Here is a 12614-nt window from a genome sequence, read left to right as displayed (position 1 = left end):
GCTGATCTCGCGAGGCCTTTGTGAACTGGGACGACACCGCACCGCCCAACGACCCCGCCGCCGAGCGGCTCGTCGGCGCGTCCGCCGACGGCGAGGACCAGGCTGTGGAGGCGGCGCTGCGGCCCAAGTCGCTGGACGAGTTCGTGGGCCAGGAGCGCGTCCGTGAGCAGCTGGACCTTGTCCTGAAAGCGGCCCTCGCCCGTGGCGCCACCGCCGATCATGTCCTGCTCTCCGGGGCCCCGGGGCTCGGCAAGACCACCCTCTCCATGATCATCGCGGCGGAGATGAACGCCCCGATCCGGATCACCTCTGGCCCCGCCATCCAGCACGCCGGCGACCTCGCCGCGATCCTCTCCTCCCTCCAGGAGGGCGAGGTCCTCTTCCTCGACGAGATCCACCGGATGTCCCGGCCCGCCGAGGAGATGCTCTATATGGCGATGGAGGACTTCCGGGTCGACGTGATCGTCGGCAAGGGCCCGGGAGCCACCGCCATCCCGCTCGAGCTTCCGCCGTTCACCCTGGTCGGCGCCACCACCCGGGCCGGCCTGCTGCCGCCCCCGCTGCGCGACCGCTTCGGCTTCACCGGGCACATGGAGTTCTACGACCCCGTCGAGCTGGAGCGGGTCATCCACCGCTCCGCCCAGCTTCTCGATGTCGAGATAGAGGCCGACGGAGCGGCCGAGATCGCCGGCCGTTCCCGGGGCACGCCCCGTATCGCCAACCGTCTGCTGCGCCGTGTCCGCGACTACGCCCAGGTCAAGCTGGACGGCCGGATCACCCGTGAGGTGGCCTCCGCCGCCCTGCGGGTGTACGAGGTCGACGCGCGCGGACTCGATCGTCTCGACCGCGCCGTGCTCCAGGCACTGCTCAAGCTGTTCGGCGGCGGCCCGGTCGGACTGTCGACGCTCGCGGTGGCCGTGGGGGAGGAGCGGGAGACGGTCGAGGAGGTGGCGGAGCCCTTCCTGGTACGGGAGGGACTGCTGGCCCGAACCCCCCGTGGCCGGGTCGCCACTCCCGCCGCCTGGGCCCACCTCGGACTCGTACCGCCGCAGCAGGCGCAGGGCGCAAGGGGACAACAGGGGCTGTTCGGGACGTGACGGCGCGCATACTCGCCGGGGCAGGAACCACGGTGCGATGCTGGGCGTTGTTCCATTGATGCGGACTCGCTTAGACTCCGCCGGTGCCGCCCTTAAAGGTCGGCGTGCCCACCCCCGTAGATAAGGCCGCCTCACCAGCGCGGTCGTGCGAAGGAAGTTCCGTCCCGTGAGTCTCGTGACCCTCCTCCCCTTCATTGTGCTCATCGGGGCCATGTTCCTGATGACTCGGTCCGCCAAGAAGAAGCAGCAGGCGGCTGCGCAGATGCGTGACCAGATGCAGCCCGGCACCGGTGTCCGGACGATCGGGGGCATGTACGCCACCGTCAAGGAACTGCACGACGACACCGTTCTCCTCGAGGTGGCTCCCGGCGTCCACGCCATCTACGCGAAGAACGCCATTGGCGCGGTCCTCGCCGACGAGGAGTACAACCGCATCGTGCACGGCGACGGTGAGGGTGATCTCAAGGTCGACGGCCCGGTTGTGCCGGACGACGCTTCCTCGCTGACCGACGACACGGACTCCGCCCCCTCGGACGACGCCAAGATCGACCTCGGCAAGAAGCCCGAGGCCGACGACGCCGAGCCCAAGGACGGCAAGGCCGACGCCGAGCCCAAGGACGGCAAGGCAGACGGCGAGACCGACGCGAAGTAGTCACGATCGGGGACCGTGAGGGCGCCCACCGGCGCTCGGCGGTCCCCCGGCCGTGCTGACTTTCTGCGGGGGCAGGTCCCCACAACACTTCGTGGCCGCCCCGGCGCACACAGTCGGCGCGGGGCGGTTGGACAGGGAGAATCGAGAAGGTGGCAGCACCGAATAGGGGCCGAAGGCCCGCGGGGGCTCAGGGCAAGCCGGGGCGCACCCTGGTACTGATCCTGATCGCCATGGTCGCGCTCACGGGCGGGATGTTCTGGGCGGGTCAGCTCACACCGCGTCTGGGTATCGACCTGGCGGGCGGTACGACCATCACGCTCAAGGCCAAGAGCCAGCCCGGCCAAGAGAACGCCGTCAACGAGACCAATATGAAGACCGCGGTCGGCATCATCGAGCGCCGCGTCAACGGTCTGGGCGTCACCGAGTCCGAGGTCCAGACCCAGGGCGATGACAACATCATCGTCAACATCCCCAAGGGGACGAATTCCCAGCAGGCCCGTGAGCAGGTGGGCACTACCGCCCAGCTCTACTTCCGGCCCGTGCTGACCTACGCCCCCGGCACCCCCTCGGCACCGCAGCCCACCCCGGCCCCGAGTGCCTCGGCGGGCGACAAGGGCAAGGGCGACAAGGGCAAGGACGAGAAGGACAAGGCCACCCCGCCGTCCGGAACGCCCACGGCCACGCCGACCACGCAGGGCCGCGCGGTGACCGACGCTCTCAAGGCCCCGACGCCCACGCCGACCCCCTCCGGAGCGGACAAGCCCAAGTCCTCCGAGCCCCCGAAGCCGCCCCCCTCCGGTGACGCGGCCGGCGCCGCCAAGCTGGAGAAGCAGTTCACGGCGCTCGACTGCACGGACAAGAAGGTCCGGGGCGCCCTCGGCGACAACGTCAAGCCCAGCGACACCGCCCTCGCCTGTGGCAAGAACGCCGCCGGCGAGTGGGAGAAGTACATCCTGGGCCCGGCCGAGGTGAGCGGCAAGGACGTCGACGACGCCAAGGGCCAGCTCGACCAGCAGCGTGGCATGTGGATCGTCACCATGGACTTCACCGACAGCGGCTCGAAGAAGTTCCAGAAGATCACCAGCAAGCTCTCGCAGCAGCAGCCCCCGATGAACCAGTTCGCCATCGTCCTCGACGGTGAGGTGGTCTCGGCGCCTTCGGTGAACCAGACGCTCACCGCCAACGCGGAGATCTCCGGCAGCTTCGACCAGGAGTCCGCGCAGAACCTGGGCAACATCCTGTCGTACGGCGCGCTGCCGCTCTCCTTCGAGGAGCAGAGCGTCACCACCGTCACCGCGGCCCTCGGCGGCGAGCAGCTCAAGGCGGGCCTCATCGCCGGTGCGATCGGCCTCGCGCTGGTCATCATCTACCTGGTGGCGTACTACCGCGGCCTGGCTCTGGTCGCGATCCTCAGCCTCCTCGTCTCGGCGATACTGACGTACACGATCATGGCTCTGCTCGGCCCCGGCATCGGGTTCGCGCTGAACCTCCCCGCGGTGTGTGGTGCGATCGTTGCGATCGGTATCACCGCCGACTCGTTCATCGTGTACTTCGAACGTATCCGGGACGAGATCCGCGAGGGCCGTACACTCCGGCCGGCCGTCGAGCGTGCCTGGCCCCGTGCCCGGCGCACCATCCTGGTCTCCGACTTCGTGTCGTTCCTCGCTGCCGCGGTGCTGTTCGTCGTCACTGTCGGCAAGGTGCAGGGCTTCGCGTTCACGCTTGGTCTGACCACCCTGCTCGACGTCGTCGTGGTGTTCTTCTTCACCAAGCCGGTCATGACGCTCCTCGCCCGCAAGCCCTTCTTCGCGAACGGCCACCCGTGGTCCGGACTGGACCCGAAGCGGCTCGGCGCCAAGCCTCCGCTGCGCCGCTCCCGCCGCGCCTCCACCCCCACCGACCACCCGAAGGAGGCGTGAGATGTCGCGACTCGGCACTCTCGGCGCCCGGCTCTACCGCGGTGAGGTCGGCTACGACTTCGTCGCCAAGCGGAAGATCTGGTACGGGGTCTCGATCCTGATCACCATCACGGCCATCGTCGGCCTGGCGGTGCAGGGTCTCAATCTGGGTATCGAGTTCAAGGGTGGCGCCGTCTTCACCACCCCGAGCTCGAGCGTCTCCGTCTCCCAGGCCCAGGAACACGCGGAAGAGGCCTCCGGCCATGACGCGATCGTCCAGAAGCTGGGCAACGGCGCGCTGCGGATCCAGGTCAGCGAGCTCGACCAGGCCCAGGCGAACAAGGTCAACGAGGCCCTCGCGGAAGACCTGCAGATCCCGGTGGAAAAGATCAACGCCGAGATCGTCGGCCCCAGCTGGGGTGAACAGATCGCCAACAAGGCGTGGACCGGTCTCGCGGTCTTCATGCTCCTGGTGGTGGTCTATCTTGCGATCGCCTTCGAGTGGCGGATGGCCGTCGCCGCCCTGATCGCGCTGATCCACGACCTCACGATCACCATCGGTGTGTACGCACTCGTCGGTTTCGAGGTCACACCGGGCACCGTGATCGGTCTGCTGACCATCCTCGGTTACTCCCTCTACGACACCGTCGTCGTCTTCGACGGTCTCAAGGAGGGCGCGAAGGACATCACCAAGCAGACCCGCTACACCTACAGCGAGGTCGCCAACCGCAGCCTCAACGGCACGCTGGTGCGTTCCATCAACACGACAGTGGTCGCGCTGCTGCCGGTGGCCGGACTGCTGTTCATCGGTGGCGGCGTCCTCGGCGCCGGCATGCTGAACGACATCTCGCTGTCGCTGTTCGTCGGTCTCGCGGCCGGTGCGTACTCCTCGATCTTCATCGCCACTCCGCTGGTCGCCGACCTCAAGGAACGCGAGCCGCAGATGAAGGCCCTGAAGAAGCGGGTGCTCGCCAAGCGCGCCGCTGCTGCCGCCAAGGGCGAGTCGGCGGACGACTCCGACGCGGCGCAGGACGCAATCCCCGGCGACGCGGCAACGGCCGGAGCCGTCGTCGGCCCGCGCAACCGCGGCCGTGGCCGCTCCTCGGACAAGCGCTGATGACCGTCACCACGCAGGAGCTCCTGCTCAGCCGCATCCGTGACGTTCCGGACCACCCGAAGCCGGGAGTGACGTTCAAGGACATCACTCCGCTGCTCGCGGACCCGGAGGCCTTCACGGCCCTGACCCACGCGCTCGCCGAGCTGAGTGCACAGCACGGGGCCACGAAGATCGTCGGCCTGGAAGCGCGCGGCTTCATCCTGGCCGCGCCGGTCGCCGTCCGTGCCGGGCTCGGGTTCATTCCCGTGCGCAAGGCGGGCAAGCTGCCCGGAGCGACGCTCTCGCAGGCCTACGAGCTGGAGTACGGCTCCGCCGAGATCGAGGTGCACGCCGAGGACCTGAGCGCGGGTGACCGGGTCATGGTCATCGACGACGTCCTCGCCACCGGCGGCACGGCCGAGGCCTCGCTGGATCTGATCCGGCGGGCGGGTGCCGATGTCGCGGGTGTCGCGGTCCTGATGGAGCTCGGTTTCCTCGGCGGCCGGGCCCGTCTGGAACCGGCTCTGCGAGGGGCTCCGCTGGACGCTCTGATTACCCTCTGAGCAGCCGTTACGACGTCGAACGGGCACCCGGGAACAACCGGGTGCCCGTTCCGCGTTCCATCCACCCTCCGGTCCCGGGGCGAGTGTTCCGCCCGAGGTCGATACGATGGCCTCTCCGGGCCTGACCGGGGGACCCGGAACCGCACGAGGAGCGCTCTTGCCAGACGAGGCCCAGCCCGCCGCCGCGCAGCCCGACCAGCAGGCCGAAAAGGCCGCGGCAGCCCCTGCCACGCCCGAGAAGAAGCCGGCCGAGAAGCCCCAGTCGGCCGTACCCGAGCGTGCGAACGGTGCGGCCCCCGTCTCCGCCCCCAAGCCCACGCCCGCGCTCACTCCCAAGCCCACGCCTGCTGCCGCGCCCCGGTCCGGCGGTTCCTCGAACCGTGTACGGGCCCGCCTCGCGCGCCTGGGCGTGCAGCGCTCCTCCCCGTACAACCCGGTGCTGGAACCGCTGCTGCGGGCCGTGCGCGGCAACGACCCCAAGATCGAGACCGCCACGCTCCGCCAGATCGAGCGCGCCTATCAGGTCGCCGAGCGCTGGCACCGCGGTCAGAAGCGCAAGAGCGGCGACCCGTACATCACGCATCCGCTCGCCGTGACCACCATCCTCGCCGAGCTCGGCATGGATCCGGCGACCCTGATGGCCGGGCTGCTGCACGACACCGTCGAGGACACCGAGTACGGCCTGGACACCCTGCGCCGCGACTTCGGCGACCAGGTCGCCCTCCTCGTCGACGGCGTCACCAAACTCGACAAGGTCAAGTTCGGCGAGGCCGCGCAGGCCGAGACCGTACGCAAGATGGTCGTCGCCATGGCCAAGGACCCGCGCGTCCTGGTCATCAAGCTCGCCGACCGGCTGCACAACATGCGCACCATGCGCTATCTCAAGCGGGAGAAGCAGGAGAAGAAGGCCCGCGAGACCCTTGAGATCTATGCGCCACTGGCCCACCGGCTGGGCATGAACACCATCAAGTGGGAGCTGGAGGACCTCGCCTTCGCGATCCTCTACCCCAAGATGTACGACGAGATCGTGCGGCTCGTCGCCGAGCGCGCGCCCAAGCGCGACGAGTATCTGGCCATAGTGACCGACGAGGTCCAGTCCGATCTGCGCGCCGCCCGCATCAAGGCCACCGTCACCGGGCGGCCCAAGCACTACTACAGCGTCTACCAGAAGATGATCGTCCGCGGCCGTGACTTCGCGGAGATCTACGACCTGGTGGGCATCCGTGTCCTTGTCGACACCGTCCGCGACTGCTACGCGGCGCTCGGCACCGTCCATGCCCGGTGGAATCCGGTGCCGGGGCGGTTCAAGGACTACATCGCGATGCCCAAGTTCAACATGTACCAGTCACTGCACACCACGGTGATCGGTCCCAACGGCAAGCCCGTCGAGCTCCAGATCCGGACCTTCGACATGCACCGCCGTGCCGAGTACGGCATCGCCGCGCACTGGAAGTACAAGCAGGAGGCCGTCGCAGGAGCCTCCAAGGTGCGCACGGACGTCCCGAAGAACAAGGACGACGCCGTCAACGACATGGCGTGGCTGCGCCAGCTGCTGGACTGGCAGAAGGAGACCGAGGACCCCAGCGAGTTCCTCGAGTCCCTGCGTTTCGACCTGTCCCGCAACGAGGTCTTCGTCTTCACGCCGAAGGGCGACGTCATAGCGCTGCCGGCCGGAGCCACGCCCGTCGACTTCGCGTTCGCCGTCCACACCGAGGTCGGCTACCGCACCATAGGGGCGCGGGTCAACGGGCGCCTCGTACCGCTGGAGTCGACCCTCGACAACGGCGACCTGGTCGAGGTCTTCACCTCCAAGTCCGAGGGTGCGGGTCCGTCCCGCGACTGGCTCGGCTTCGTCAAGTCGCCGCGCGCCCGCAACAAGATCCGCGCCTGGTTCTCCAAGGAGCGCCGCGACGAGGCGATCGAGCAGGGCAAGGACGCCATCGCGCGGGCCATGCGCAAGCAGAACCTGCCGATCCAGCGGATCCTCACCGGCGACTCGCTCGTCACGCTGGCGCACGAGATGCGCTACCCCGACATCTCGTCCCTGTACGCGGCGATCGGCGAGGGCCACGTGGCCGCGCAGGGCGTCGTGCAGAAGCTGGTACAGGCCCTCGGCGGCGAAGAAGCCGCCAGCGAGGACATCGCCGAGAGCACACCGCCCACGCACGGCGGCCGCAGCAAGCGCCGCGCCAATGCCGACCCCGGTGTGGTGGTCAAGGGCGTCGAGGACGTCTGGGTGAAACTCGCCCGCTGCTGTACGCCCGTCCCCGGCGACCCCATCATCGGCTTCGTCACCCGCGGCAGTGGCGTATCGGTTCACCGCGCGGACTGCGTCAATGTGGACTCGCTCTCGCAGCAGCCGGAGCGCATCCTCGACGTCGAGTGGGCGCCGACCCAGTCCTCCGTCTTCCTGGTCGCCATCCAGGTCGAGGCGCTCGACCGCTCCAGGCTCCTGTCGGACGTCACGCGTGTCCTGTCCGACCAGCACGTCAACATCCTGTCGGCGGCCGTCCAGACCTCCCGCGACCGGGTGGCCACCTCACGCTTCACCTTCGAGATGGGCGACCCGAAGCATCTCGGGCACGTACTGAAGGCGGTGCGGGGCGTGGAGGGCGTCTACGACGTGTACCGCGTGACCTCGGCGCGCAGGCCCTAGGGATACGCGGAAGGGGCTCGGGCAGGCCCTGTGGACACACGCAAGGGGCTCCCGTACTTCTCGTACGGGAGCCCCTTACGTGTGTGCCTGCGGCTCTGTCAGCCGCCGAACTCCTCCAGGCCCTTCAGCGCCTGGTCCAGCAGCGCCTGCCGGCCCTCGAGCTCCTTGGCGAGCTTGTCGGCCTTGGCGTTGTTGCCGGACGCGCGGGCCGCGTCGATCTGCCCGCGCAGCTTGTCCACGGCGGCCTGCAGCTGTCCCGTCAGACCCGCGGCGCGCGCACGCGCCTCCGGGTTCGTACGGCGCCACTCGGTCTCCTCGGTCTCCTGCAGCGCCCGCTCCACCGCGTGAATCCGGCCCTCGACCTTGGGGCGGGCGTCGCGCGGTACGTGACCGATGGCCTCCCAGCGCTCGTTGATGGCCCGGAAGGCGGCACGCGCGGCCTTCAGGTCCGTCACCGGCACCAGCTTCTCGGCCTCGGCCGCGAGCTCCTCCTTGAGCTTGAGGTTCTCCGACTGCTCGGCGTCCCGCTCCGCGAAGACCCCGCTGCGCGCGGCGAAGAAGACGTCCTGGGCGCCGCGAAAGCGGTTCCACAGGTCGTCCTCGGCGTCGCGCTGGGCGCGGCCCGCGGCCTTCCACTCCGTCATCAGCTCGCGGTAGCGCGCGGCCGTGACACCCCAGTCGGTGGAGCCGGAGAGCGACTCGGCCTCGGCGACCAGCTTCTCCTTGGCCTTGCGGGCGTCTTCGCGCTGCGCATCGAGCGAGGCGAAGTGTGCCTTGCGGCGCTTGGAGAACGCCGAGCGGGCGTGCGAGAAGCGGTGCCACAGCTCGTCGTCGGACTTCCGGTCGAGCCGGGGGAGGCCCTTCCAGGTGTCCACCAGCGCGCGCAGCCGCTCGCCGGCGGCGCGCCACTGGTCACTCTGCGCCAGCTCCTCGGCCTCGGTGACCAGCAACTCCTTGGCGCTGCGCGCCTCGTCGTTCTGCTTCGCCTTCTGGACCTTGCGCTCCTCGCGGCGCTTCTCCACCGTCGCGACCAGGCCGTCCAGGCGCTTGCTCAGCGCGTCGAGGTCACCCACGGCGTGATGCTCGTCCACCTGCTGCCGCAGATGGTCGATGGCGGTCTGGGCGTCCTTGGCCGACAGGTCGGTGGTCTTCACCCGCCGCTCGAGGAGGCCGATCTCGACCACCAGGCCCTCGTACTTGCGCTCGAAATAGGCCAGGGCCTCCTCGGGAGTGCCGGCCTGCCACGATCCGACGACCTTCTCGCCATCGGCAGTACGCACGTACACGGTGCCCGTCTCGTCGACACGGCCCCACGGGTCGCTGCTCACAGCGCCTCCTCCACCTGATGCCTGCGAGGGGGTTCGCCCCCCGGGCATCGTCCACAGTTTCCTGGACGGGCCTCGCCCGCCCTCCACAACGCGAATCCAGCCCGCGCTGCACAACGCCAATCTAGGCGACCGGCCGCCCGGCTGTCCGCACTCAGCGCGTCCGAAATTCCCCGGCTCGCACCTCGGCCCGCACCGTGGCGGACAGCTCGGCCCGCGGCTCGTCTCACGCCTTCTGGACGGCCGCCTTCTCGATGGTGACGGCCTTCTTCGGAGCGCCGTCCTGGCCACCGTCCGCGACACCGGCCTCCGCCACGTCCTGCACGGCCTTCAGCCCCTTGTCGTCCATGATCCCGAACGGTGTGTAGCCGGGCGGCAGTTTGCTGTCCTTGTAGACGAGGAAGAACTGGCTGCCGCCGGAGTTCGGCTTGCCGGTGTTGGCCATCGCCACCGTGCCCGCGGCGTACGTCACCTTGCCGTCCGCGCCCGCCTTGCCCAGCGACACCAGATCCTCGTCGGGGATCGTGTAGCCCGGCCCGCCGAAGCCGTCGCCCTTCGGGTCGCCGCACTGGAGCACGAAGATGCCCTGTGTGGTCAGCCGGTGACACTTTGTGCCGTCGAAGAATCCCTTGTCCGCCAGTGACTTGAACGAGTTCACCGTGCGCGGGGTCTTCGCCGCGTCCATCGTGACCGTGACGTCGCCCTCGTTCGTCTTGAGCGACATCGAGTACTTCGCCTTCCTGTCGATCGACATGGCGGGCTCGGGGGCGGTGCTCTCGCTCTGCGACGGGGTGGCCTCGGGGGACTGACTCTCACCCACCGACGAGGCGCCGCCGCCCTTGGTGTCCCCGTCGGACAGCCCGACCGAGGCGTAGGCCGCGGCGCCCGCGGCGAGCACCACCGCGAGCGCGGCCGCGATGACCGTCTTCTGCTGCTTCGCCTTACGGGACTTCTGCCGACGCTGCTGCTGGCGCTCGAACTTCTCCCTGGCGAGCTGCCGCCGCCGCTGATCGCTGCTGACCACCGGGTCTTCTCCTTGTATGTCGCACGATGCCGACCGGCCGAGTGTGCCCCGTACCGTATACGGGTTGGCTGTGGGATGAGCAGCGCCGGTAGGCTCTGATCTGCTGGAATTCGATACAGCCAAATCCCGTCGGACGACCACACTGAGGACGATCGTGCTTATTGCCGGGTTCCCCGCCGGGGCCTGGGGGACCAATTGCTACTTGGTCGCCCCTGCCGCAGGCGAGGAGTGCGTGATCATCGACCCGGGCCACCAGGCCGCCCAGGGAGTCGAGGAAGCGCTGAAGAAGCATCGGCTCAAGCCTGTCGCCGTCGTGCTCACCCATGGCCACATCGACCATGTCGCCTCCGTCGTTCCGGTGTGCGGAGCCCATGACGTACCGGCGTGGATCCACCCCGCCGACCGGTACATGATGAGCGACCCGGAGAAGGCGCTCGGCCGCTCCATCGGGATGCCGCTCATGGGCGAACTCACCGTGGGGGAGCCGGACGACGTCAAGGAGCTGGCCGACGGTGCCGAGCTGAAGCTGGCCGGTCTCGACTTCTCCGTCGCGCATGCGCCCGGCCATACCAAGGGGTCGGTGACCTTCCAGATGCCCGAGACGGCGGACATCCCGTCCGTCTTCTTCTCGGGCGATCTGCTCTTCGCCGGCTCCATCGGACGCACGGACCTGCCCGGCGGCGACCACGCCGAGATTCTCGAGTCGCTGGCGCGTGTCTGCCTGCCGCTCGACGACTCGACCGTGGTGCTGTCCGGCCACGGCCCCCAGACGACCATCGGCCAAGAGCGTGCCGCCAACCCGTATCTGCGGGAAGTGGCCGCCGGCCTGGGAGCGCACCCCGCTCCTCGACGAGGAATGTGACGAGAGATTCCGTGAGCACTTTTCAGGCCCCCAAGGGCACGTACGACCTGCTTCCGCCGAAGTCCGCGAAGTTCCTCGCGGTGCGCGAGGCGATCGCGGCGCCGCTGAAGAACTCCGGCTACAGCTACATCGAGACGCCCGGCTTCGAGAACGTCGAACTGTTCTCGCGCGGCGTCGGCGAGTCCACCGACATCGTCTCCAAGGAGATGTACGTCTTCGAGACCAGGGGCGGCACCAAGCTGGCGCTGCGTCCCGAGGGCACCGCGTCCGTGCTGCGTGCCGCCCTGGAGGCCAATCTCCACAAGGCAGGCAACCTGCCCGTCAAGCTCTGGTACGCGGGCTCGTACTACCGTTACGAAAGGCCCCAGGCGGGCCGCTACAGGCACTTCTCGCAGGTCGGCGCGGAGGCGATCGGCGCCGAGGACCCGGCCCTCGACGCCGAGATGATCATCCTGGCCGACCAGGCGTACCGCTCGCTCGGCCTGCGTGAGTTCCGCATCCTGCTGAACTCGCTGGGCGACAAGGAGTGCCGTCCCGTCTACCGCGACGCGCTCCAGGGCTTCCTGCGCGGGCTCGAGCTGGACGAGGAGACCCGCCGCCGCATCGACATCAACCCGCTGCGCGTCCTCGACGACAAGCGGGCCGAGGTGCAGAAGCAGCTGGTCGGCGCGCCGATGCTGCGTGACTACCTGTGCGACGCGTGCAAGGCGTACCACGAGGAGGTGCGCGAGCTGCTGACCGGGGCGGGCGTTGCCTTCGAGGACGACGAGAAGCTGGTACGCGGCCTCGACTACTACACCCGCACGACCTTCGAGTTCGTCCACGACGGTCTGGGCTCCCAGTCCGCGGTGGGCGGCGGCGGCCGCTACGACGGCCTCTCCGAGATGATCGGCGGCCCGGCGCTCCCGTCCGTCGGCTGGGCGCTCGGCGTGGACCGTACGGTCCTGGCGCTGGAGGCCGAGGGCATCGAGCTCGACCTGCCCTCCACCACCAGCGTGTACGCGGTGCCGCTGGGCGAGGAGGCGCGGCGTGTGCTGTTCGGCGTCGTCACCGAGTTGCGCAAGGCCGGCGTCGCGGCGGACTTCAGCTACGGCGGCAAGGGCCTCAAGGGCGCGATGAAGAACGCCAACCGGAGTGGCGCGCGGTACACGATCGTGGCCGGCGAGCGTGACCTCGCCGAGGGATTGGTCCAGCTCAAGGACATGGAGTCCGGCGAGCAGACCGCGATCGCGCTGGCCGAGGTGGTCGCGGCAGTCGCCGCCCGCCTGGCCTGACGCTTGCTGCAGGACCGGAACGACCGGCCCGGGTGCGGGAACGCACCCGGGCCGTGTGTCATTTCCCCGCCCCGTCCCGCCCCGTCCCGCCCCGGGGTCATACCGGGGAAACAGGAGGCGATCTCCCGGACCGTCAACTCCCCGGGCGCGGATTCGTCCTGCCGGAT

General features: G+C 69.1%; 10 protein-coding genes. 8 read left to right on the top strand and 2 right to left on the bottom strand.

Going from position 1 to position 12614, the window contains the following annotated elements; all coding sequences use genetic code 11:
* Positions 1-20: 20 nt before the first annotated feature.
* The 6 genes from ruvB (at position 21) to OG883_RS18120 (ending at position 7962) form a co-directional block, all read left to right on the top strand.
* Positions 21-1097: a Holliday junction branch migration DNA helicase RuvB gene (ruvB, locus tag OG883_RS18145; protein WP_266542153.1), complete on the top strand. Its 1077-nt coding sequence runs from the start codon at positions 21-23 to the stop codon at positions 1095-1097.
* A 166-nt stretch (positions 1098-1263) separates the two neighbouring features.
* Positions 1264-1749: a preprotein translocase subunit YajC gene (gene yajC, locus OG883_RS18140; RefSeq protein ID WP_266542150.1), complete on the top strand. Its 486-nt coding sequence runs from the start codon at positions 1264-1266 to the stop codon at positions 1747-1749.
* Positions 1750-1898: 149 nt separating this feature from the next.
* On the top strand, positions 1899-3668 hold the full coding sequence (secD, locus tag OG883_RS18135; protein WP_266542148.1) for a protein translocase subunit SecD: 1770 nt from the start codon (positions 1899-1901) through the stop codon (positions 3666-3668).
* Between the two features lies 1 nt (position 3669).
* Positions 3670-4764, top strand: coding sequence for a protein translocase subunit SecF (gene secF / locus OG883_RS18130; protein WP_266542145.1), 1095 nt, complete (start codon positions 3670-3672; stop codon positions 4762-4764).
* Entirely contained in the window at positions 4764-5306 is a 543-nt protein-coding gene (locus OG883_RS18125) for an adenine phosphoribosyltransferase (RefSeq protein WP_266542143.1), read from the top strand. Before secF ends, OG883_RS18125 begins: the two co-directional genes overlap by 1 nt.
* Positions 5307-5463: 157 nt before the next feature.
* Positions 5464-7962: a bifunctional (p)ppGpp synthetase/guanosine-3',5'-bis(diphosphate) 3'-pyrophosphohydrolase gene (locus tag OG883_RS18120; protein ID WP_266542140.1), complete on the top strand. Its 2499-nt coding sequence runs from the start codon at positions 5464-5466 to the stop codon at positions 7960-7962.
* 98 nt (positions 7963-8060) lie between these two features.
* On the opposite strand, the gene OG883_RS18115 is transcribed toward OG883_RS18120, so the two are convergent.
* Together OG883_RS18115 and OG883_RS18110 are read right to left on the bottom strand one after the other, a co-directional pair.
* A complete protein-coding gene (locus tag OG883_RS18115; RefSeq protein WP_266542137.1) occupies positions 8061-9290 on the bottom strand; it encodes a DUF349 domain-containing protein in 1230 nt (409 codons plus the stop codon).
* A gap of 223 nt (positions 9291-9513) precedes the next feature.
* Positions 9514-10311, bottom strand: coding sequence for a peptidylprolyl isomerase (locus OG883_RS18110; protein WP_266542134.1), 798 nt, complete (start codon positions 10309-10311; stop codon positions 9514-9516).
* Between the two features lie 154 nt (positions 10312-10465).
* Here OG883_RS18110 and OG883_RS18105 point away from each other — a divergent pair, with 154 nt between their 5' ends.
* Entirely contained in the window at positions 10466-11173 is a 708-nt protein-coding gene (locus OG883_RS18105; protein ID WP_266542131.1) for an MBL fold metallo-hydrolase, read from the top strand.
* 11 nt (positions 11174-11184) lie between these two features.
* A complete protein-coding gene (hisS, locus tag OG883_RS18100; protein ID WP_266542128.1) occupies positions 11185-12447 on the top strand; it encodes a histidine--tRNA ligase in 1263 nt (420 codons plus the stop codon).
* Positions 12448-12614 lie beyond the last annotated feature (167 nt).

It is taken from the genome of Streptomyces sp. NBC_01142 (assembly GCF_026341125.1).
Lineage (GTDB): Bacteria > Actinomycetota > Actinomycetes > Streptomycetales > Streptomycetaceae > Streptomyces.
Note: the sequence above shows the minus strand (reverse complement) of the source record. Positions and strands in the feature narration are given on the sequence as shown.

Excerpts from the sequence above, each read along its gene's own strand:
- secF (WP_266542145.1), top strand. The coding sequence starts at position 3,670 with ATGTCGCGACTCGGCACTCTCGGCGCCCGGCTCTACCGCGGTGAGGTC.
- OG883_RS18125 (WP_266542143.1), top strand. The coding sequence starts at position 4,764 with ATGACCGTCACCACGCAGGAGCTCCTGCTCAGCCGCATCCGTGACGTT.